The organism is Ralstonia mannitolilytica, assembly GCF_905397375.1.
GTDB lineage: Bacteria > Pseudomonadota > Gammaproteobacteria > Burkholderiales > Burkholderiaceae > Ralstonia > Ralstonia mannitolilytica.
The window spans coordinates 681,614-702,676 of sequence record NZ_CAJPVG010000001.1; the positions used below are offsets into that span (position 1 = coordinate 681,614).

The window sequence follows — 21,063 nt, forward strand, 5'->3', positions numbered from 1 at the left end:
ATGCCCGCCACCGACGGCCATGCCGATCACCTTGCCCACCCCGTACGCGGGCCCGGCTGGCGGTTGGCCGTCGCGCTGGCGATGGCCGCGTGCTGCGCGGCAGCGGGGTGGGGCGCTTATGCGATGGCCCTGCAGCGCTACGTGGCCACGCGCGCCGAAGAAGCCGGCCAGCGCACCACCTTCTATGCGCAGAACCTGCGCAGCACGCTCGCCCGCTATGAGTCGCTGCCGCGCCTGGCGGCACTCGAGCATGTGCTGCACGTGGCGCTGCAGGCGCAGCATCATGCCGGTGACGCCGCCATGCGGCGCGCCGCCAATGCCTACCTGAAAGAAGTGCAGGCCGCCACCGATCTGTCGGCGGCCTATCTGCTCGACACGACGGGCCTCACGCTCGCTGCCAGCAACTGGGATCTCCCGTCCTCCTTCGTCGGCCGCAACTACGCATTCCGCCCGTACTTTGCCGAAGCCATGCGCGAAGGCCTGGGCCGCTTCTACGGCGTGGGTAACACCACGGGCGAAACGGGCTACTTCCTCGCGGCCCCGGTGCGCGAGGCGGGCAAGCCGATCGGCGCCGTGGTCGTCAAGATCAATCTGGATGCGTTCGAAGCCACGCTTTCGCGCAGCGGCGATACCGTACTGCTGGTCGATCGGCATGGGGTGATCTTCCTGAGCTCGGTTCCTGAATGGAAGTACCGCACGCTCGGCACATTGAACGCCGACCAGCGCGCCGCCCTCGATGCGACCCGCCAATATGCGCCGCATGCGTTGACTCCGCTCGACACGCACGGTGCGAGCGTACCCTTTTCTGCGGACCGGCCGCCGCAGACGGTGCACGTGGCGCTGCCCGGAAAATCGCCGTCCACGCTGCGCGTGCAATACCGCCCGGTGGATCTGCTCGGCTGGCAAGTCGCCGTGCTGATCGACCCGCGCGACGAGCAACGGACCGCCCTCGTGGCCGGCGCCAGCGCGGCGTTTGCGATGGCGCTCGCGTTTGCCGTGTTGGTTGCGCTGCGCCTGCGTGCGCGCCGCCGGGAAGAACAGCGCCGCGCCCGCGCCGCACTGCGTGAGGTGCAGCGTGACCTGGAGGCGCGCATCGCCCAGCGCACCGCCGAGTTGACGTCGGCCAACACCGCGCTCGCCAGCAAGGTGGAGGCGCTCGACGCCGCGCAGCGCATCCTGCGCGAGACGCGCGACGCCGCCGTGCAGGCCGGCAAGCTCGCCGTGCTGGGGCAGATGGCCGCCGGCATCACGCATGAACTGAATCAGCCGCTCACCGCGCTGACCACGCTGTCCGACAACGCCAACCAGCTCGCCGAGCGCGGCCGCATCGACGAAGTGCGCAGCAACCTCACGCACATCAGCCAGCTTGCCAACCGCATGGGCCGCATCGTTTCGCACATCAAGGCGTTCTCGCGCAAGGGCGACGCCGCGCGCGCCGCTGTGTCGGTCGACGAGGCGATCCGCCAGGCGCTGATGCTGGTCGAAACGCGCCGCCGCCAGGCCGCTGTGCCGATCATCGCCGCGCCCGTGCCGGCCGAGCTTGCCGTGTGGGCCAATGCGGTGCGGCTCGAGCAAGTGCTGGTCAACCTGATCCGCAACGCCATCGACGCCACCGCCGAGGCATCGCGGCCCGAGCCTGCGGCCGTGCACGTACGAGTCGAACCCGTGGACAAATGGGTCCGCGTCACCGTGCGCGACTTCGCGCCCCGGTATTCCGGACGAGGTGCTGCCGCGCCTGTTCGAGCCGTTCTTCACCACCAAGGACGACGGCCAGGGGCTGGGCCTCGGGCTGGCGATCTCGCTGGCCATCGTGGAGGATTTCGGCGGCCGGCTCATCGGCCGCAATGCCGAAGACGGTGCAGGTGGCGCAGAATTCCTCATCGAGCTTGAACGCGTTGACCCACCGCATGCCTGAAAACGTTTCTTCCGACCTCGCTGCCGTCGACCACGCGCCCGTCTTCCTGATCGAAGACGACGATGTGGTGCGCCTGGGCTGCGAGCAAGCGCTCGCCCTGGCCGACGTGCCGGTGCAGGCCTTTGCCGATGCCGAAAGCGCGCTGGCGGCGCTCGCCACGCAAACGCCCGCCGTGGTCGTGACCGACGTCCGCCTGCCCGGCCGCGACGGCCTGGCCGTGCTGCGCGAGATGCTGCAGCACGACCGCCAGCTGCCCGTCATCCTCATCACCGGCCACGGCGACGTGACGATGGCCGTGGCCGCCATGCGCGCCGGTGCCTACGACTTCATGGAAAAGCCGTTCCACTCCGAGCGCCTGGTCGACGTGGTGCGGCGCGCGCTGGAGAAACGCCGGCTCACTTCCGAAAACCTGCGCCTGCGCGAGGCGTTGCAGGGCCGGCAGGCGTACCCGCTCATCGGCCAGAGCGCCGCCATGCAGAATGTGCGCCGACTCGTCACGGCGCTGGCGCCCACCGATGCCGACATCCTCGTCATCGGCGAGACCGGCTCGGGCAAGGAAGTGCTCGCGCGCGCCATCCACGAGGGCAGCCGGCGGCGCGGGCCCTTCGTTGCGCTGAACTGCGCGGCGCTGCCCGAATCGGTGTTCGAGAGCGAAATGTTCGGCCACGAGGCCGGCGCCTTTACGGGTGCCAACCGGCGCCGCGTCGGCAAGATGGAATACGCCGATGGCGGCACGCTGTTCCTGGATGAAATCGAATCGATGCCGCTGGCGCTGCAGGCCAAGCTGCTGCGCGCGCTGCAGGAGCGCAGCATCGAGCGGCTGGGCAGCAACGCGAGCGTGCCGGTCAACTGCCGCGTGGTGGCCGCCGCCAAGGTGGATCTGAAAGAGGCCTCCGACCGCGGTGAATTTCGCGCCGACTTGTACTACCGCCTGAACGTCGTATCGATCGCATTGCCGCCGTTGCGCCAGCGGGCGGAGGACATCCCGCTGCTGATGGCGTACTTCCTGCAGCAGGCGGCGGTGCGTTACGACCGTGCCGCGCCTGACTGGTCTGCGCAGGACATGATGCGCTGGCAGCACCACGACTGGCCGGGCAATGTGCGCGAACTGAAAAACGTCGCCGAGCGCTTCTGCCTGGGTCTCGACGACGGCCTGGTCGCGTCGGAAGCGAGCCAGCACTCGCTGGCGGGCCGCATGATGGCGGTCGAGCGCGCCACCATCGAAGAGGCCCTGCGCGCCACCGAGGGCAACGTGGCGCGCGCGGCCGATCTATTGTCCGTGCCGCGCAAGACGCTCTACGACAAACTCAACCGGCACGGCATCGAGCCGGAGCGGTTCCGCAGCAGCTAGCGAGGAGGTCGACGCGCGCTAGCGCAGCGACGATTCGCCGGTCTTCCGGCCACCCTGCGGCGGCCAGCACGTCGCCGCCAGCAGAACCGCGACGACCGCGTAGATCGCTTCCGTCACCGCCAGCGGCATCACATGCACCTGGTAGAGCGCGGCGGGCAGATCGGCGAGCGCGTGCAGCAGCATCGCCACCACGACGAGCACAAGGCGGCGCTGCCGCACGGCATGCCACACCACCAGCGTGAGCGTGAACTGGATCAGCATCGCCGCCATGCGTTCGGCCACCGCCCCCGCCGCAAGCCACGGCGAGAGCTGCGCGAGCATCGCGTGGATCGTGCCGGCCATGGCGTCGGCGCCGCTGGCGGCCAGGCGCGCGTCGAGCTGGCCCTGGTTGGCGGCCACGCCAAAGGCCACCATCTGAGCCTGCGACGCCGTACCGACGAGCCACGCCTCGATACCGGCATGCCCGAGCGCATAGGCCACGGGCGTCGCAGCATCGCCGGGTCTGCGCGTCAGGAACCGCAAACCGAGCCAGCGGCCGGTTTCCTCGAACACGCCCGCCATCAGCGCGCCATAGACGACGAACAGCGCGGGAGCGCGCAGCCATTGCGCCGTCGCCGGATTGACCTGCAGCAGGTAGACGTGCAGCGCGCGCTCCAGCACCAGCGCAACGACCACGAACACCGCCGCGCCGACGCCAATGTCGCGCCACGCCAGGTCGAACCGCCGGCGCAGCCAGAACCACGCCACGATGGGAACGCAGGCGAGCAGCAAGGCCGCGCTGGCATGAGCAAGGAGGGCAGGCAGGGCAACGACGGGCATGGCGAAGATGTGGCGCGTGAGTAGGTGGGCCGCATCCTACCTGAGCGCCACGGGCCCGAGTCTTGCGGATCGATTGTTACAATGCATGGATGGCAGCAGATGCCGCGATTCTTGATAGGGCAGGGCAGACGGTCGTGAAACGCATGATGTGGCGGTGGATCTGGATGTGCGGCGTCGGCATCGGCGCGGTGGGTGCGGCAATGCCGGCGCAGGCTGCGTCCCGCTGGCATGAATACCTCACCACCACGTCGGTCTCGGCTTCCATCGACCGGACCTCCCTGCGCGCCAATCGCCCTGGCCACAAGACGTTTCTCGCGCGGACGGTGCTCAAGCGCAGTGAACGCCGCGCGCATGGCGCCCGCTATCGGCCTGGCACGGTGATCCTCTCGCGCCAGGAGATCGATTGCCGCCGCCACCGCATCCGTCTCGTCGACTACGTCGTGCGCGGCCCCGACGGCGCCACGCTCGACACCGACACCGCCGACGGCGCGCACTGGATGCGCATCCGCTCCGGCACGCTCGCGGCCCGCTCCGCCGCGTACGTCTGCGGCCGCCGCTAGCGCGGCATCGCCCCGGCGCTGCGCGCACGCGGCTCGACAACGGCCGGCCGCCATAGCACTATGGTGTGGCCCACGACAACAAGAAGGCATCGGCTCCGAGGCGCCGCTGCCGGCCGACCGTTTCGATGAAACTGACCCTCAAATCGCAGGCGGCAATCATGGCGACCGTCATCAGCGTGGTGCTGGTGAGCCTGTTCGGCTGGTCGCAGCGCGAGCCTATCCGCCGCGAGATGATGGCGCAGATCCAGGCGCAGCAGACGGCCCTGGCGAAGGTGTCGGCCGAAGACCTGCAGCAGCGGTTGGACACCTACCTGGGTGTGCTCGAACGCACCGCGCGGCAGATGCGGACCGTGCGGTTCGATACGCCGCAGCAGGAAGCGGCATTCTTCGCGTCGATCGAGCCGGCGGCAGGCCTGTTCGATAGCGTGTTTCTGGCCACGGCGGGCGGCGACGTGACGGCGCTGCGCCCGTTCCGCGAGGGCGTGGTCGGCATCAACATTGCCGACCGTGACTACTTCAAGCAGGTCATGGTGGTCGATCAGCCTGCCGTTTCCGCGCCGCTGAGCAACCGCGTGGGCGGCGAGCCCATCATCATCCTGGCCGCGCCCGTGCATGATGAGGCGGGCCGGCCGGTCGGGCTGATCGGCGCATCGCTGTATCTGCTCAAGCCGAACTTTCTGGGCGCGCTGCGTGACATGCGCGTCGGCCAGACCGGCCATGTCTACGTGGTTGCGCATGGTCCGAAGCCGATCTTTATCGTCCACCCCGACGCCGGCAAGGTCCTGGCGCCGCTCGATTCGGATCCGGCCGTGGCGGCGGCCTTCCGCGCCGATCCGTGGGCCGCGCCCGAGTCGGGCGCCGACGTGGTCGCCAGGCAGGACGTGGTAGCGGTCGGGTGGACGCTGGCTGCCGTGCTGCCGGGGGCCGAGGCCAATCGCCAGCTTTCCATCATGCGCCAGCGGTTCCGGTGGTCGGTGATGGCGCTGGCCGCGTTGATCGGGGTGTCGGTGTGGGCCGCGATGCTGTGGCTGCTGCGCCCGCTCGGCCGGCTGCACGCCGCCATGACGCAGCTCTCCACGACCGACCTGCGCAATGCCCCGCCCCTGTAACTGCCGGTCGCTTCGGCCGAGATCGAAGCCGTATCGACCGCCTTCCACAAGCTGATGAGCGAGGTGACACGCCAGCGCGCGGAACTCGAAGCCGTAAACGATGCCTCGCCGCTCGGCCTGTTCCGTACCGATACAGCGGGCCGCACCATCTATACCAACGAGGCGTACCGCCGCCTGCTGGGCGCAACGCACGACGAAGCGCTGGCCGACGTGTGGCTGCAGCGCCTGCATCCGCACGACCGCGACACCATCATGGCCGGCTGGCGCGATGCGGTGACGCGTGGCGTCGGCTACAGCGCCGAGCAGCGCGTGATCGTGCCCGGAGTGGGGGAACGGCTGCTCGTCGTCAACACGGCGCCCGTGCGCGTGGCGGGCAAGGTGGTGGGCCACGTGGGCGCGATGGAGGACATCACCGTCCGGGCGCGCGCGCAGCAGGCCTCGCGCGTGCTCACGAAGATTCTCGACTCCACCACGGACTTTGTCGCGCAGTGCGATGTGGACGGCAACGTCACGTACATCAATCCGGCCGGCCGCCGGTTTGCCGGCATCGCCGAGGACGCCGACGTGCGAGGCATGTCGGTCGAGGCGTTCTATCCGCCCGGAACGATGCAGTGGCTGCGCGAAGTGGCCGTGCCGGCGGCAGCACGCGACGGTGTGTGGATCGGCGAGACGACCGTACGCAACGCGCAGGGCAAGGACGTGCCGATCAATCACATGATCATCGCGCACCGCGATCCGGCCGGTGCGATGGAGCACTTCTCGTCCATCATGCGCGACATCACGCGGGATCGGGCAGCCAAGGAGGCACTGCAGCGCAGCCGCGAGACGCTGCAGACCGTGACCGACGCCATTCCCGCGCTGGTGTCGTTCATCGATACCGACGAGCGCTTCCGCTTTCTGAACGCGGCTTACGAAAAGACCTACGGGCGGCCTTCGTCCACCATGCTCGGGCAGACCGTGCGCGAGGTCGTGGGCGATGCGCCCTATGCCACCATGCAGCCCGCCCTGCGCCGCGCGCTGAACGGCGAGACCGTCGTCTTCGAGCGCGAGCATCGCGGCCGCGACGTGTATCGCTGTGAAGAGATCACGTACCTGCCGCAGTTCGATGCGCAGGGCCGTGTGAGCGGCGTGCACGCCGTCACGCTGGACGTGACGGAGCGCAAGAAGCAGGAGCTGCGTCTGCGCGCGCTGACCACGACCGACCACCTGACCGGTCTGCTGAACCGCGCGGGCTTTGAAGCGCGGCTCGCCATGGCGCTCGACCAGGCGCGCGTGGCGGCCTCGGCAGGGGCCTTGCTGCTCATCGATCTCGACGGCTTCAAGGCCATCAACGATACCTACGGTCATGCCACCGGCGATGCGCTGCTGCGTGCGTTCGCGCAACGGCTTGCGCGCGCGGTGCGCCCGTATGACGGCGTGGCGCGGTTCGGCGGCGACGAGTTCGCCGTGATCCTGGAGCATCTCTCGCAGCCGGACGACGCCAGAACGGTCGCGGCCAATATCCTTGGCGCATGCAACAGGCCGTTTCGGCTTGGCGAAGCGATGGTGCGGGTCGGGGCAAGCATCGGCGGGGCGCTTTTCGATGCGCGCACGCTCGCGCAGAACGCCGTCTTCGAGGCGGCCGACGAAGCGTTGTACGAGGCCAAATCGCGCGGCAAGGGGCTGTTCGTCAGCGCGGATGAACTTTCCACCGGATGACCCCGCGGCGCCGCACACCACGCAGAAACAGGTACGCCCGGTAGCATCGGGCCGAGCAATCCGGCGCGTGCTGCGGCGCAATATCGGCCTCCCGGCTTGGGTGGCGGACAATTCCCTATCGCACGACCGTGCGGTTTCCGGTAAAGTCCCGCGACTGACTGCGCGCGCCAGCCACCCTGGCGCGCCGCACGAGAGCGCTACACCCAAGGCGCCTTCGCTTCACTCTCCGACGCACTTCCTGGCTGCGCATGCCCGACCCGGCACCGCGCGCCTGGCTGGTTTGCCGATGTCATTGCCCGTCGAGCCCGACGGCGCCGTGCACGGCGCGCGCGGCCGGACGCGATGCAGGGCGCATGGGGAGGAGCGACGGTGTTGGGCCAGCGCACTCTTCGGAACATCGCAATCGCGACGGATAACAAGGAGCAGGTTCACATGCAAAACACGATCAAACGGCTGCTGTTGACGGCAGTGGCTGCGGGGGCGGCAATCGCAACGGGCGCGGCAACCGCGGCCCAGGACATCAAGATCGGCGTGGCAGAAGCACTGTCGGGCGGCGCAGCCCAGTACGGCGTGGCCATCCGCAACGGCTTCCAGCTGGCGACTGACGAGATCAACGCTGCCGGCGGCATCAACGGCAGCAAGATCGCGCTGGTGATCGAAGACGAGCAGGGCAAGAAGGAAGAGGCCATCAACGTCTTCAAGAAGCTGATCTTCCAGGACAAGGTGACGATGGTGTTCGGCCCCACGCTGTCGAACTCCGCGCAGGCGGCTGACCCGATCGCGCAAGGCGCCAAGACGGTCGTCTTTGGCACGTCCAACACCGCGGACGGCATCACCAGCATCGGCGACTACGTGTTCCGCAACTCCGTGACCGAAGCCGACGTGCTGCCGGCCACGATCCAGACCGTGGTCAAGAAGGCCGGCGTGAAGAAGGTCGCCGTGCTGTACGGCAACGACGACGTCTTCACCAAGAGCGGCTACGACAACTTCAAGAAGGCGCTCGAAGACCTGAAGATTCCCGTCACGACCACCGAGACCTTCGCCAAGGGCGACGTGGATTTCAAGGCGCAGCTCACCAAGATCAAGGCGACGAATCCGGATGCCATCGTGCTGTCGGCGCTGATCGCCGAGGGCGGTCCGATCATGGTTCAGGCCCGCCAGCTCGGCCTGAACGTGCCCATCATCGGGGGCAACGGCATGAACTCGGTCAAGGTGTTCGACCTGGCCAAGGACAAGTCCGACAACCTGTGGGTGGGCAGCCCGTGGTCCATCGAGAACCACACCCCCGAGAACAGCAAGTTCATCACCGCCTACACGGCCAAGTACAAGGCCGCCCCGGACCAGTTTGCCGCGCAGGCGTATGACGCCATGTACATCGCGGCGGCCGCGCTGAAGAAGGTGAAGTTCACCGGTGACCTCGCCGCGGACCGCAAGGCCATCCGCGATGCGCTGCCGGCGGTCAAGCACACCGGGGCAACCGGCGCGTTTGCGTTCCGCCAGGTGACGGCGCGCGGCAAGCCGGCCGGCTACGACGCCGTGCAGACGCCGATCGTGAGCGTGACCAAGAACGGCAAGTACACGATCGAGAAGTAATCTTCGGTTCTCTATGGACCGGGCAAGCGGGGCGTAGCGAAACCTACGCCCCATCGCTTTTTTTGTGGCCGCTTTGCAAAACGCGGCCACACCTCACTCTGATTCATCATGCTGGAACAGCAACTCGTCAACGCGCTGTCGCTTGGCTGCGTGTATGCGTTGTTCGCCCTGGGGTTCACGCTGGTGTTCGGCATCCTGGGCGTGATCAACCTGTCGCACGGCGCGGTCTTCATGCTCGGTGCCTACGCAGCGCTGCAGGTCGTGACGCATTTCGAACTGCCGCTGTGGGCGGCGCTGCTCGTGGGCTTCGTCGTCAGCGGCGTGGCCGGGCTCATCATCGATGTGCTGCTGCTGCGCCCCTTGCGCCGCCGCAACGCACCTCACCTGATCCCGATGATCGCCACCATCGGCGCGGGCATCGCCATCAACAACGCCATGCAGGGCGTGTTCGGGGCCGAGAACCTGCGCTTTCCGTCCGGGCTCGTCTCCGATGCCTCGCTGGACCTTGGCGGCATTCACCTCACGTCGCTGGAGCTGGGCATCATCGTCCTGTCGTTTGTGCTGATGGCCGGGCTCATGCTGCTGCTCAAGCGCACGCAGCTCGGCCGTGCGCTACGGGCGATTGCGGAGTCGCCCAAGGCGGCGGCGCTGCTCGGCATCAACGTGGAAGGGCTGTTCCTGCTCACGTCGTTCGCGGCGGCGGCGCTCGGCGGCCTTGCCGGCGTGCTGATCGGCCTGTACTCCAACGCGGTGTTCCCGCTGATGGGGCAGCCGATGCTGCACAAGGGCATCGCCGTCATCATCCTGGGCGGCCTGGGCGACATTCGCGGCGCGATGCTGGGCGGCCTCTTCCTCGGCTTTGCGGAGGTGCTGTCGGTGGCCTACATCGGCTCGACCATGCGCGATGCGGTGGCGTTCGGCCTGCTGTTCCTGATCCTGCTGGTGCGGCCCCAAGGGCTGTTCGGCAAGGTGCTGGAACGCAGGGCATAAGGAGACCGGCGACATGGAGTGGTTCGACAATTTCTGGTCGGTCTACAGCAACCTGGTGCTGACGCTGGGCATCAACGCGCTGCTGGCGCTGTCCATCTACCTGACGCTCTCGTGCGGCTTGCTGGCGATGGCGAACGCGGCCTTCATGGGCATCGGCGCGTATACGTCTGCGCTGCTGACGATGAATGCCGAGATGCCTTTCCCGGTGGCGGTGCTGGGCGGCATGGCGGCACCGGCCGTGGTGGCGTTCGTCATCGGCGGGCCGACGCTGCGCCTGTCCGGCGTGTACCTGGCCATGGCGACGCTGGGCTTTGGCGAAGTGGTGCGCGTGCTGATCCTGAACACCGAAGACTGGACCGGCGGCGCGCTGGGCCTGAACGGCATTCCGCAGCTCACCCAGTGGTGGCACGTGGCGCTGGCCGTGGCGGCCACGCTGTTCGTGCTGGCACGCATGCGCCGCTCGAAGGTCGGCCGCGCATTCGAGGCCATCAAGGAGGACGAGACCGCCGCCGGGCTGATGGGCATCAACGTGGCCGGCACCAAGCTGCTGGCGTTCGTGCTCGGTGCGGTGATTGCCGGCCTGGCTGGCGCACTCAATGCGCACCTGACCTTCTTCATCGGCCCGAACGAATTCGGCTTCGACCGCGGCGTGGAAATCCTTACCATGGCCATCCTGGGCGGCACGAACGGCCTGATGGGGCCGGTGCTCGGCAGCGTGATCCTGTCGCTGCTGCCCGAACTGCTGCGCGCGTTCAAGGATTTCCGCCTGGTCGTCAACGGCGTGATCCTGATGGTGATCGTGCTGTTCCTGCCCAAGGGCATCTGGGATCCTGCGCGTTTCGCGCGCTGGTTTGGCGTCAAGCGCGGCGGCACCATGCCCGGCGCGTCGGCGGCTTCCAATGAATCGCACTGAGGAGGCCCCCATGCTCAAGCTCACATCCATTTCCAAGCGCTTTGGCGGCCTGTCGGTCCTGCAGGACGTCAACATCGAAGTGCCGCAGGGCAGTATCTTCGGCTTGATCGGCCCGAACGGCGCCGGCAAGACGACGGTGTTCAACCTGATCACGGGGCTGCTCGCACCCAGTGGCGGCTCTCTCACGTTCAACGGCGAAGACCTCGTCGGCAGGAAGCCGCACCAGATCACGCAGATGGGCATCGCCCGCACGTTCCAGAACATCCGCATCTTCAAGGAGATGACGCTGCTCGAGAACGTCGTGGTGGGCATGCATCGCCACCTGGACTACGGCGCGCCGGGGCTGCTGCTCTCGCTGTCGAAGTACCGCGCTGCCGAGCGCCGCGCGCGCGACCGGGCGCTGGAGCTGCTCTCGTGGGTCAAGCTCGACCACAAGGCGCACGACATTGCCGACAACCTCTCGTACGGCGACCAGCGCAAGCTCGAGCTCGCGCGTGCCCTGGCGACCGAGCCGAAGCTGCTGCTGCTCGACGAGCCCGTCGCCGGCATGAACACCGGCGAGAAGGTCGACCTCATGGCCGAGATCGAGAACATCAAGGCGCGCGGCTACACGATCTTCATGATCGAGCACGACATGCGCTTCGTGATGGGCCTGTGCGAACGCATTGCCGTGCTGAACTTCGGCCGCATCATCGCCGAGGGGCCGCCGGAGGCGATCCGCAACAATCCGCAAGTCATCGAGGCGTATCTGGGCCGCGATGACGACGAAGCCGACGGTTCCGGCGCCGCAGAGAAGGAGACAGCATGACGACGCTGCTGGAAGTCAAAGGGCTGCAGGTGTCGTACGGGCACATCGCGGCCGTCAAGGGTATCGACTTTGCACTCAGGGCGGGCGAGATCACCTCGCTGGTCGGTGCAAACGGTGCCGGCAAGTCCACCACGCTGCTGGCGCTCTCCGGCCTGATCCCGAAGGCGCAGGGTGAGGTGCGCGGGCAGATCCTGTTCGAGGGCGAAGACGTGACGCAGTGGTCGGCCCACAGGCGCGTGGAGCGCGGCATCGTGCAGGTGGCCGAAGGCCGCGCCACGCTCACCACCATGACGGTGCGCGAGAACCTGGAGCTCGGCGCCTACACGCGCAAGGACCGCGGCCAGATCGCGTCCGACCTGGAGCGCGTGTTCCATCTGTTCCCTCGCCTGAAGGAGCGCATCGACGGCATGGCCGGCAACCTGTCGGGCGGCGAGCAGCAGATGCTTGCCATCGGACGGGCGCTGATGGCCCGCCCGCGCGTGCTGTTGCTCGATGAACCGTCGATGGGGCTGGCGCCGATCATCGTGCAGGAGATCTTCCGCATCCTGCGTACGATCAACGCCGAAGGGCTGACGATCTTCCTGGTCGAACAGAACGTACGCCAGGCGCTGAAGATCGCGCAGCACGGCTACGTGCTCGAAACCGGCCAGATCGTGCTGGCCGACAGCGGGCAGAACCTGCTCGGCAATCCGCGCGTGCTCGAAGCCTATCTGGGCGGCTGAACTCACATCGCACACCACCGGCGCCCACTTCGGCGCCGGTTTTTTTTGCAAAGCGTACCCGTTTCTGCGTACGCTCAATGCCCCGCCAATACGTGCCGCTGCGCCTCGAACAAGGCGATCATGGCATCGGCCACGGCGCGCACACGCGGCGATCGACGCACGTCCGGGTGGATGGCAAGCCAGATGTCCCGGTGCAGCGCAGGGTCGTCGATGGGTAGCCGGCGCAAAGGCGTACCCGTTTCTGCGGGCGCGCCCAGGAAGTGCGGCAGCGCTGCCACACCCAACCCGGCCAGCGCGGCCTCGTGCATCGCCAGCAGATCGCTGCAGCGTAGAACCACACGCCGCTCGCCCGCGAATGCATCGAGCCAGCGTTGCTGCGGCACGTGCCGCAGGCCTTCGTCGTACCCGATGAATTCCCATTCGGCTTCGGGGCGTGCGATTGCCTCAGCCGTCGCGTACAGGCCGTAGCCGAGGCTGCCGAGCGGCCGCGTCGCCAGCGTCGAGGCCGTGGGGCGCGACAGCCGGATGGCGAGATCGGCCTCGTGCGCCATCAGGTTGGCGTTGCGCTTTTCGCCCAGCAGGACCACGTCGATGCCCGGCCATTGCCTGCGCAGTGCCGTGAGGTTGGGCGCGATGACGTGGCTGGCGATGGTGGGCGGCGCCGAAATGCGGACCGTGCCGCGCAGGCTGCCCGCGCCCGCGGCTGCGCGCGCAAAGCCGGCGGCTTCCTGCTCCATGCGTTCGGCGCGTTCGGCCAGCGCATGGCCCTCCGCGGTCAGGCGCCAACCGCGCGGCAGCCGATCAAACAGCCGTACCCCCAGCGATTGCTCGAGCGCATCGGCGCGCCGTGCCACCGTGGTGTGTTCCACGCCGAGCCGCCGCGCCGCAGCCGACAGGCTTCCCTCGCGCGCCAGCACGAGAAAGTAGCGCACGTCATCCCACTGCAGCGAAGAAGAAGGTTCGGCCGCCGCAGCGCGCGCCTGCGCACGCTTAGCCCGACCTGTGTGTTTTTGCACAGAACGTGGTCAATTTTTCCGGATTCCCGGGCGATTCTGAACGGAATACGCTTCTTTCACAACGTGACACACGCGGCATCCACACCACGGATATCGAAAAGCGTACCCATTTCTGCGAGGACACCTGCCATGCCTGCCAAGGTCATTCAACTCCGCGAAACCGGACCAGCATTGGGTTTGCAGCCCGCCAGCGTCATGCTCGCGCCGCCCGGTCCCCATGCGATGACGGTGCGGCACACCGCCGTCGGGGTGAACTTTGTGGACGTGTATCACCGCACCGGGTTGTATCCGGTACCCGCGTTTCCGGCCGTGTTGGGTGTGGAAGGCGTGGGCGTGGTCGAAGCCCTGGGTTCGGACGTGCGCGGCTTTGTGGTCGGCCAGCGGGTCGCATGGGCCGGGCTCATCGACGGGGCGCCCGGCGGGTATGCCAGCCATCGCAACATCCCGGCCGAGCGGGCGATTGCACTGCCCGGTGCGCTCGATGACGACACCGTGGCGGCGACGCTGGTTCGCGGCATCACGGCGCACATGCTGCTGACCCGTGTGCGGCGGGTGCAGCCGGGCGATACGGTGCTGGTGCACGCGGCCGCCGGCGGGCTGGGGGCGCTGCTCGTGCAATGGGCAAAGCGGCTCGGCACCAGGGTGATCGGCGCCGTCGGCAACGAGGCCAAGGCGGCCGTCGCGCTTGCCCATGGCGCCGACCACGTCGTGCTGTATCGACAGCACGACATGCGCGAAGCCGTGTTGCAGCTCACTGGCGGGGAGGGCGTCGATTACGTCATCGACGGTGTGGGCGGCCCGATGCTGCACACCGCATTGGCGGTGGCGCGGCCGTTCGGCATGGTGGCGAGCATCGGGCAGGCCGGCGATGTCGAGAACGCGCAAACGCAGACGGTGGACCTTGCGGCGCTTGGGCCTTCGCGGTCCATTGCGCTGGCGCGGCCCGGCGTGTTTCGCTACATGGCCGATCTGTCGCGTTACCGCGATGGCGCACAGGCCGCGTTGCAGCGCATGCTGGAAGGCCTGCGCGTGCCGCTGGGCGGTACGTACCCGCTCGAAGACGCTGCTGCCGCGCATGCCGTGCTGGAGGCCGGCCACACGACCGGCGCACTGCTGCTGCGCCCCTGAGCGTACCCGTTTCTGCGAGACGCCTTGCGAGGTGAAAGCGTCCCGCTGTGCCAACCCGTCACCTCACCTACAAGGAGCCGTGCATGCTGTACCTGATTCTCTTGACCTACAACGCGCCGCTCGCGCAGCTCGACCGCGTGTTGCCCGCTCACCGGGCGCATCTGGATGCGCACTACGCCAGCGGCCATTTCCTGATGTCGGGGCCGTTCTTTCCGCGTGAAGGCGGCGGCATCCTCGCGCGCGCGGCTTCCCGGGAAGAGATCGACGCCATCGTTGCGCGCGATCCGTTCGTCGTCGAAAACCTCGTGCAGGCGCGCGTGATCGCATGGGGCCCGAACCGCCGCAGCGCCGATACACCCTCGGCATGGCTGCCCGACGCTGTCGTTGCGACCTCGACATAAAGCCGCGCGGCACGGCCGCTATCATGGCGATCTGCCATGTCCCGGACCGTCATGCCCGACACGCCGCCACGCTCACCCACTTCACCTGTTCACATGCCATGGTGGCAACGCGTACTCGCGCGGCTGCCGTTCGGCCGCGAACACCTCGTGTTCGTCATTGCCGGGGTGATCGGATGCGCGGGGGCGTTGTCGACGATCGTGTTTCGCGAGTGCCTGCGCCATCTGCAATGGTGGCTCTCGGGCACGGACCAGGGGCTGGTGGCCACGGCCCGTGCACTGCCGTGGTGGGCGCGCCTGGTGGTGCCGGCGGCCGGGGGGGTGCTGGCCGGCATCACACTGCAGGTGGGCTTGAGGTGGATCCCCCGCAAGGGGTCGGAAGACTACATGGAAGCGATTGCCGTGGGCGACGGCGTGCTCAGCGCGCGGCAGAGCCTGGTTCGCAGCGCGTCGTCGCTGTGCTCGGTGGCCAGCGGGGCATCCATCGGGCGTGAAGGGCCGATGGTGCAACTGGCGGCGATGTGCGGTTCGTTGCTGGGCCGGGTGTTGGGGCGCTGGACGCCTGTGTCGGTCGAGCAGTTGCGCCTGCTCGTGGCGTGCGGCGCAGCCGCGGGGATCACGTCGGCATATAACGCGCCAATTTCCGGGGCGGTGTTCGTCTGCGAAATCGTGTTTGGCGTCATCACGACGGCAACGCTTGGGCCCTTGCTGGTGGCGGCCGTCACGGCCGACATCGTGGTGCGCCAGTTCTTCGGCTACGGCGCGGTCTACGAGATGCCGCACTTCGATTTCGTCTCGGGCTGGGAGGTGCTGACGTATCTTGGGCTGGGCCTCGCGGCGGGCATGGCGGGCCCGCTGCTGCTGGGGCTCATCGACCGCGTGCGCGATGCATTTGCGCGGACCCGCTTGCCGCTCCCGTTGCGGCTCGCGGCCGGCGGCCTGATCGTCGGCGCGCTTTCCATTGGCGTGCCCGAAGTCTGGGGCAACGGCTACAGCGTGGTCAACGGCTTCTTGCACGAGCCGTGGCTGTGGCAGACGGTGGCGCTCGTCCTCGTCTGCAAGGTCGCGGCGACGGCGTCCAGTGCGGGGTCCGGCGCCGTGGGCGGTGTGTTTACGCCCACGCTCTTCTGTGGAGCCGCGCTTGGCCTGTTGTACGGTACGGGCATGCACGCGCTGTTGCCCGGTGCGGCCCCGGTGCCCGTCAGCTATGCGGTGGTTGGCATGGGCGCGCTGCTGGCGGCCACCACGCATGCGCCCCTCATGTCGATCCTGATGATCTTCGAGATGACCCTGTCCTATCAGGTTGTGCTGCCCCTCATGCTCGCGTGCATTGCGGGTTATGTGACCGCGCATGCGGCGGGCGCGCCGTCGGTGTATGCGCGCGCGCTGGCGCGCAATCGTGACGATACGCAACACGCTTCCTCCGCCTCAGGCGCTACGCAGAAATAGGTACGCTTCGCGCTCGCGGCGCCCTATCGGCCGCCACAAAACCCTCCATTCTCAGCAAAAAAGAAGAAAAAGCGATCTATAAATCGCTTCTTGGTGTGCGCGTTCGGGAACTTTTTGAAGAAAGTGCGACAAGTTGTTGCTGTTGAGAATCACTATCATTTATATTTGCGCTCGACATTCGTAGTGCGCTCTCGTGCACGGCGGCACGGGCGCAGGAGGGCGCCCGCAGCGGCCGGCATTCACAGAAAAAGGGCGCCGCTGGAGAAACCACGACAATGAACCGCCGTACCCCGATCGCCAGCGCCCTGCTGGCGTTGTCTGCCACGCCCGCCGTTGCTCTTGCCCAACAAGCCGCGCCCGCCCAGGTGGCAGCCACGGCCACCACCACGCTGCCTGAAGCCGTCGTCAAGGGCACCGCGCCGCGCGACGACTACAACGCCGTCAAGAGCTCCATCTCCAAGCTGCCCGAGAACCTGCGCGATGTGCCGCAATCGGTGACGGTCGTGCCCAAGGCGCTGACGGATGCGCAAGGCGGCAGCTCGCTGGCCGATGCGCTGCGCAACGTGCCCGGCATCACCATCGGTGCGGCCGAGGGCGGGCAGATCGGCAACAACATCAACCTGAACGGTTTTTCTGCACGTACCGACATCTACCTCGACGGCTTCCGGGATCGCGGCCAGTACTACCGTGACCTGTTCGCCCTCGATTCGGTGGAAGTGTTGATGGGCCCGTCGTCGATGCTGTTCGGCCGCGGTTCGACGGGCGGTGTCATCAACCAGGTGACGAAGAAGCCGAAGCTGAAGGCCGCCACGGAAATCACCGGTTCGGTCACCACCAACGGCCTGGTGCGCGCCACTGCCGACGTCAACACGCCGACGTCCGAGACTTCCGCTTTCCGCATCGCCGCGATGGCGCAGAACGGCAAGACGAGCACGCGCGACGAGATGACCGCGCAGGATTTCGGCGTCGCCCCGTCGTGGCGTTTCGGCATTGGCACGCCGACCGAGGTGACGCTCTCCGCGCTGCTGCAGCACAACCGCGACATGCCGGATTACGGCCTGCCGAACCTCAACGGCCACCCGGTCAACGTCAGCCCCAAGACGTACTACGGCTACACCGACGACCGCACCACGCAAGATGTGGCGTCGTTCTCGGCGAATATCGATCACAAGTTCTCGCCCAACCTGCGCCTGCGCAACCAGACGCAGTTCAACTACGTGCAGACCGACGCGCGCGAGACGGCGCCCAACGCAGTGGGTACGGTCAATTCGTCGGGCGTGTTCACGGCCCTGACCAACAGCAATCTGCCGCTGTCGGCGCTGTCGGTGCGCCTGCAAAGCCACGACCGCCGCATCCGTGACTACTCGTTGTTCAACCAGACCGAGCTGACGGCCAAGTTCGATACGGGTTCGGTCAAGCACACGCTGCTGGTCGGCACCGAGTTCGGCCACGACGGCTACGACAACCAGAATTACTATCGCAACGGTTCGTGCAACGGCACGCCGCTGGCGCAGTCGAGCATGACGAGCGGCTTTGTCTCGTGCGAGCCGCTGGTCAGCCCCAGCTACACCACGTCGCCGGCGAGCACGCCGTCGAGCCTGGGCAACCTGCAGGGCGGCTCGGCCAACACGGTAGCGGCGTACTTCAACGATTCGATCGAATTCACCAAGCAATGGAAGGCCGTCGCCGGCCTGCGCTATGACCGCTACGTGGCGAGCATTTCGAACTCGCTGAATGCGGCGAATACGCCGGCGTCGGCCAAGATCACCGCGCTGCCGTACGCGCAGCAAACCGTGAACTTTGTCAGTACGCGCCTGGGCGGCATCTGGCAGCCGACGGACTGGCAGTCGTACTACGTGTCGTACGGCACGTCGTTCAACCCGTCATTGGAGCAGCTCGTAGGTACCACGGGCCAGCAGAACCTGGACCCGGAGAAGAACAAGTCGTACGAGGCCGGCGGCAAGTGGGACCTGCTCAACGGCGACCTGTCGGTCAGCTCGGCGCTCTTCCAGATCACCAAGGACAACGCCCGCACGCAGGTCGACAGCACGACATACACGCTGGCGGGCAAGATCCGCGTGCGCGGCGCACGCCTCGGCGCGACGGGCCGCCTGACCGACAAGCTGCAGCTCTTCGCGGGCTACACGTACCTCGACGCGCAGATCGTCAACGGCATCGGTGCCGGTACGCAGGGCATGGTGCCGGCCAACACGCCCAAGCACTCGGCCACGGTGTGGACGAGCTACACGTTCCTGCCGAACTGGGAGGTGGGCGCCGGCGCGTTCTACATGTCGCAGCGCTACGCCAACAACACCAACACCGTGCAGGCGGGCGGCTTCGTGCGCTGGGACGCCATGCTGGCCTACCACCAGCCCAAGTACGACGTGCGCCTGAACCTGTTCAACGTGTTCAACAAGACATACTACGATGCGCTGATTCCGTCCGATGGCGGTCGCGCCGTGCCGGGGACCGGCCGGGCGGCGATGCTGTCCGTGGTGTATCGCATGTAATGGCTTGGGGGATGGGCCCTCGGGCTCATCCTTCTGTCCTGAGCGCCATGCTGGTCTGCATACCAAACGTCTTCAACGCCGCGCAGGTGGCTGCGCTGCGCGACCTGCTCGACAACGCGGGCGATGCCTGGGTGGATGGCCGCGTGTCGGCCGGCTATTCCGGGGCGCCGGTCAAGAACAACCAGCAGATCGATGAGGGCTCGGAAGTGGCCCTCCAGTGCCAGCAGCTCATCCTGAGCGTGCTGGAGCGGCATCCGCGCTTCATCAGCGCAGCGTTGCCGAATGTGGTGTACCCGCCGATGTTCAACCGTTATGGCGAGGGCATGACCTTCGGCGCGCACGTCGATGGCAGTGTGCGCATCCACCCGCACGACGGGCGCAAGCTGCGCACCGACATCTCGGCCACGCTGTTCCTGTCAGATCCTGCCAGCTACGACGGCGGCGAACTGCAGATCGAAGACACCTATGGCATGCACAGCGTCAAGCTCAATGCCGGAGACCTCGTCATCTATCCGGCCACGAGCCTGCACCAGGTCACGCCCATCACACGCGGCGTGCGCGTGGCGAGCTTCTTCTGGATCCAGAGCCTGATCCGCGATGACGCGCAGCGCGCCATGCTGTTCGACCTGGACAACGCCATCCAGACGCTGAACCAGACCGGCGCCGACGAGACGGCGCGCCGCACGCTGATCGGCGTGTATCACAACCTCATGCGGCAGTGGAGCGAAACCTGATCCGAGCCGGCTTCAAGCCGTGATGGCCGCGCCGCGCCCGGTTGTGTCAGCGGCGCTTAGCGGCCCGAACGGCGATACAGCTCGGCCATCATGCCGCAGCTTTCCACGTGCAGCGCGACGGCTCGGGCGGCTTCACGGCGGACGATCTGCCAGAAGCGGGCGAAGCGGGAGGTGGGGGCAGCATTGAGGACGGCGGCTTTCATGGCGGTTCCTTTCTGAGCGATGGCTAGGGATAACCCTAACAGGGAATACCCGAATATTAGTCCGAATATTGCATCGCAGCAAACCAGGCGTGCCGTTGTTGCCTCATCGCCACATCAACGTGATTCCGCTTCCACTCGAAAGACGACGCCGGCGTTGCCGTCCACCCGGAGGGCGTCGCCGTTCTTCAGCTGCGCCCGAATGCCGGGCAGATTCACCACCGCCGGAATGCCGAATTCGCGCGCCACGATCGCGCCGTGGGAGAGATAGCCGCCGGTTTCCATGACCAGCGCGCTGGCTTTCAGGAAGAGCGGCGTCCAGGCCGGGTCGGTGCTCGGCGCGACGAGCACGTCGCCCGCCTGCAGTCCGGTGCCGGCCGCGGCGTGGTCGACCAGGCGCGCTTCCATCAGGCCCCCTTGCGGGCGACGCCGTGCAGGAACAGGTCGATGACGGCGGCAAAGCCTTCGTGCAGGTCGCGCGCGCCCGTATCGGGGCGCGCCAGCCAGCGCATGAGCGCGCCGAGATACAGGTACTCCAGCAGCCCGGCAAGATGCTCCGCCCCAAGCCGGGTATCGAGTTCGCCCGCGCGTTGGGCCGCGTCAATAAGCGCCATGAACACCGCTTCGAACCCGCTGCGCTTGTCCGCATCATGGCTGCGATCGGCGGGGTCGGCACTGGCGAAGCGGTAGCGGAAGTACGCGGCCAGGTAGGGACGCCGGACGTTGCACCAGTCGGCCGAGGCAGACAGCAGCACCGAGAGCCGCGACGCGAAATCCGCCTGCGCTTCAATCAGCGGGCGCAACTGCGCACCGCCCTCGGCCAGCTCGGCATGGAAGCGGTGCGCCAGCAGCGCCTCCTTGAGCGGAAAGTGGTTGTACAGCGTGCCTTTGGAGACATCGGCCTGCGCTGCAATCTGCTCCATCGTCACCGCGTCGTAACCGTGCTGCTCGAACAGCGCGAATGCCGTGGCGGCGAGGTGGTCCAGCGTCTGGAGGCGCTTGCGCTCCCGGCGGCCGGTTCCGATGGGGAACGGGATGGACGGCATGATCGGCACATAATTTTTGACGATGCATAATTTTATACGTCGTTCAAAAATATTGCCGGGCGTACGTCGGGCCGCCCCCGAGTCTGGCGTGGGATTGCGCGGCG

At 67.3% G+C, this 21,063-nt stretch carries 17 protein-coding genes and 2 pseudogenes; 14 read left to right on the plus strand and 5 right to left on the minus strand.

Annotated features, from left to right (window positions below; genetic code table 11):
- Both KHN96_RS02945 and KHN96_RS02950 read left to right on the plus strand, forming a co-directional pair.
- Positions 1–1,915, plus strand: a pseudogene (locus tag KHN96_RS02945) (sensor histidine kinase).
- The gene (locus tag KHN96_RS02950) at positions 1,908–3,266 is read left to right on the plus strand and encodes a sigma-54-dependent transcriptional regulator (protein ID WP_062738583.1); all 1,359 of its coding nucleotides are present in this window, start codon (positions 1,908–1,910) and stop codon (positions 3,264–3,266) included. The pseudogene KHN96_RS02945 and the gene KHN96_RS02950 overlap by 8 nt, the downstream one beginning before the upstream one ends.
- A gap of 18 nt (positions 3,267–3,284) precedes the next feature.
- Here KHN96_RS02950 and KHN96_RS02955 read toward each other — a convergent pair whose 3' ends face one another.
- On the minus strand, positions 3,285–4,085 hold the full coding sequence (locus KHN96_RS02955) for a YhfC family intramembrane metalloprotease (RefSeq protein WP_045219087.1): 801 nt from the start codon (positions 4,083–4,085) through the stop codon (positions 3,285–3,287).
- A 143-nt stretch (positions 4,086–4,228) separates the two neighbouring features.
- Between KHN96_RS02955 and KHN96_RS02960 the strand changes: the two genes are divergently transcribed.
- From KHN96_RS02960 to KHN96_RS02990, 7 genes and pseudogenes are all read left to right on the plus strand, one after another.
- Positions 4,229–4,645, plus strand: coding sequence for a surface-adhesin E family protein (locus KHN96_RS02960; RefSeq protein ID WP_233902564.1), 417 nt, complete (start codon positions 4,229–4,231; stop codon positions 4,643–4,645).
- Between the two features lie 125 nt (positions 4,646–4,770).
- Positions 4,771–7,452 (plus strand): annotated as a pseudogene (locus KHN96_RS02965) (sensor domain-containing diguanylate cyclase).
- 432 nt (positions 7,453–7,884) lie between these two features.
- Positions 7,885–9,045 (plus strand): ABC transporter substrate-binding protein, encoded by a 1,161-nt coding sequence (locus tag KHN96_RS02970; protein ID WP_045219080.1) that lies wholly within the window; start codon positions 7,885–7,887, stop codon positions 9,043–9,045.
- A gap of 108 nt (positions 9,046–9,153) precedes the next feature.
- Positions 9,154–10,035, plus strand: a complete 882-nt coding sequence (locus KHN96_RS02975) for a branched-chain amino acid ABC transporter permease (protein ID WP_062738582.1) — start codon at positions 9,154–9,156, stop codon at positions 10,033–10,035.
- Positions 10,036–10,048: 13 nt separating this feature from the next.
- Positions 10,049–10,948, plus strand: a complete 900-nt coding sequence (locus tag KHN96_RS02980; RefSeq protein WP_062738581.1) for a branched-chain amino acid ABC transporter permease — start codon at positions 10,049–10,051, stop codon at positions 10,946–10,948.
- A gap of 10 nt (positions 10,949–10,958) precedes the next feature.
- Positions 10,959–11,756, plus strand: a complete 798-nt coding sequence (locus KHN96_RS02985; RefSeq protein WP_062738580.1) for an ABC transporter ATP-binding protein — start codon at positions 10,959–10,961, stop codon at positions 11,754–11,756.
- Positions 11,753–12,478, plus strand: coding sequence for an ABC transporter ATP-binding protein (locus tag KHN96_RS02990; RefSeq protein ID WP_045219072.1), 726 nt, complete (start codon positions 11,753–11,755; stop codon positions 12,476–12,478). The genes KHN96_RS02985 and KHN96_RS02990 overlap by 4 nt, the downstream gene beginning before the upstream one ends.
- 74 nt (positions 12,479–12,552) lie before the next feature.
- On the opposite strand, the gene KHN96_RS02995 is transcribed toward KHN96_RS02990, so the two are convergent.
- Complete coding sequence (locus KHN96_RS02995; RefSeq protein ID WP_045220347.1) at positions 12,553–13,425, minus strand: LysR family transcriptional regulator; 873 nt, start codon at positions 13,423–13,425, stop codon at positions 12,553–12,555.
- Between the two features lie 198 nt (positions 13,426–13,623).
- Between KHN96_RS02995 and KHN96_RS03000 the strand changes: the two genes are divergently transcribed.
- The 5 genes from KHN96_RS03000 (at position 13,624) to KHN96_RS03020 (ending at position 19,713) form a co-directional block, all read left to right on the plus strand.
- Entirely contained in the window at positions 13,624–14,622 is a 999-nt protein-coding gene (locus KHN96_RS03000; protein ID WP_062738579.1) for a quinone oxidoreductase family protein, read from the plus strand.
- An 83-nt stretch (positions 14,623–14,705) separates the two neighbouring features.
- A complete protein-coding gene (locus KHN96_RS03005) occupies positions 14,706–15,023 on the plus strand; it encodes a YciI family protein (RefSeq protein WP_062738578.1) in 318 nt (105 codons plus the stop codon).
- Between the two features lie 51 nt (positions 15,024–15,074).
- Positions 15,075–16,469 (plus strand): ClcB-like voltage-gated chloride channel protein, encoded by a 1,395-nt coding sequence (locus KHN96_RS03010; protein ID WP_062738644.1) that lies wholly within the window; start codon positions 15,075–15,077, stop codon positions 16,467–16,469.
- Between the two features lie 275 nt (positions 16,470–16,744).
- Positions 16,745–18,979 (plus strand): TonB-dependent receptor, encoded by a 2,235-nt coding sequence (locus KHN96_RS03015; RefSeq protein ID WP_062738577.1) that lies wholly within the window; start codon positions 16,745–16,747, stop codon positions 18,977–18,979.
- 47 nt (positions 18,980–19,026) lie between these two features.
- Positions 19,027–19,713: a Fe2+-dependent dioxygenase gene (locus KHN96_RS03020; protein WP_062738576.1), complete on the plus strand. Its 687-nt coding sequence runs from the start codon at positions 19,027–19,029 to the stop codon at positions 19,711–19,713.
- 56 nt (positions 19,714–19,769) lie between these two features.
- Here KHN96_RS03020 and KHN96_RS03025 read toward each other — a convergent pair whose 3' ends face one another.
- The 3 genes from KHN96_RS03025 to KHN96_RS03035 all read right to left on the minus strand — a co-directional run bounded on the left by KHN96_RS03025 (position 19,770) and on the right by KHN96_RS03035 (position 20,959).
- Entirely contained in the window at positions 19,770–19,916 is a 147-nt protein-coding gene (locus KHN96_RS03025) for a hypothetical protein (protein WP_164491387.1), read from the minus strand.
- Between the two features lie 114 nt (positions 19,917–20,030).
- Positions 20,031–20,321 (minus strand): PEP-utilizing enzyme, encoded by a 291-nt coding sequence (locus KHN96_RS03030; RefSeq protein ID WP_045219064.1) that lies wholly within the window; start codon positions 20,319–20,321, stop codon positions 20,031–20,033.
- Complete coding sequence (locus KHN96_RS03035; RefSeq protein WP_045220344.1) at positions 20,321–20,959, minus strand: TetR/AcrR family transcriptional regulator; 639 nt, start codon at positions 20,957–20,959, stop codon at positions 20,321–20,323. Before KHN96_RS03035 ends, KHN96_RS03030 begins: the two co-directional genes overlap by 1 nt.
- Positions 20,960–21,063 lie beyond the last annotated feature (104 nt).

What these genes read in the sequence shown, in the direction of transcription:
- KHN96_RS02950 (WP_062738583.1), top strand. Translation starts at nt 1,908, where the DNA reads ATGCCTGAAAACGTTTCTTCCGACCTCGCTGCCGTCGACCACGCGCCC.
- KHN96_RS02955 (WP_045219087.1), bottom strand. Translation starts at nt 4,085, where the DNA reads ATGCCCGTCGTTGCCCTGCCTGCCCTCCTTGCTCATGCCAGCGCGGCC.
- KHN96_RS02960 (WP_233902564.1), top strand. Translation starts at nt 4,229, where the DNA reads ATGATGTGGCGGTGGATCTGGATGTGCGGCGTCGGCATCGGCGCGGTG.
- KHN96_RS02970 (WP_045219080.1), top strand. Translation starts at nt 7,885, where the DNA reads ATGCAAAACACGATCAAACGGCTGCTGTTGACGGCAGTGGCTGCGGGG.
- KHN96_RS02975 (WP_062738582.1), top strand. Translation starts at nt 9,154, where the DNA reads ATGCTGGAACAGCAACTCGTCAACGCGCTGTCGCTTGGCTGCGTGTAT.
- KHN96_RS02980 (WP_062738581.1), top strand. Translation starts at nt 10,049, where the DNA reads ATGGAGTGGTTCGACAATTTCTGGTCGGTCTACAGCAACCTGGTGCTG.
- KHN96_RS02985 (WP_062738580.1), top strand. Translation starts at nt 10,959, where the DNA reads ATGCTCAAGCTCACATCCATTTCCAAGCGCTTTGGCGGCCTGTCGGTC.
- KHN96_RS02990 (WP_045219072.1), top strand. Translation starts at nt 11,753, where the DNA reads ATGACGACGCTGCTGGAAGTCAAAGGGCTGCAGGTGTCGTACGGGCAC.
- KHN96_RS03000 (WP_062738579.1), top strand. Translation starts at nt 13,624, where the DNA reads ATGCCTGCCAAGGTCATTCAACTCCGCGAAACCGGACCAGCATTGGGT.
- KHN96_RS03005 (WP_062738578.1), top strand. Translation starts at nt 14,706, where the DNA reads ATGCTGTACCTGATTCTCTTGACCTACAACGCGCCGCTCGCGCAGCTC.
- KHN96_RS03010 (WP_062738644.1), top strand. Translation starts at nt 15,075, where the DNA reads ATGCCCGACACGCCGCCACGCTCACCCACTTCACCTGTTCACATGCCA.
- KHN96_RS03015 (WP_062738577.1), top strand. Translation starts at nt 16,745, where the DNA reads ATGAACCGCCGTACCCCGATCGCCAGCGCCCTGCTGGCGTTGTCTGCC.
- KHN96_RS03020 (WP_062738576.1), top strand. Translation starts at nt 19,027, where the DNA reads ATGCTGGTCTGCATACCAAACGTCTTCAACGCCGCGCAGGTGGCTGCG.
- KHN96_RS03025 (WP_164491387.1), bottom strand. Translation starts at nt 19,916, where the DNA reads ATGAAAGCCGCCGTCCTCAATGCTGCCCCCACCTCCCGCTTCGCCCGC.
- KHN96_RS03030 (WP_045219064.1), bottom strand. Translation starts at nt 20,321, where the DNA reads ATGGAAGCGCGCCTGGTCGACCACGCCGCGGCCGGCACCGGACTGCAG.
- KHN96_RS03035 (WP_045220344.1), bottom strand. Translation starts at nt 20,959, where the DNA reads ATGCCGTCCATCCCGTTCCCCATCGGAACCGGCCGCCGGGAGCGCAAG.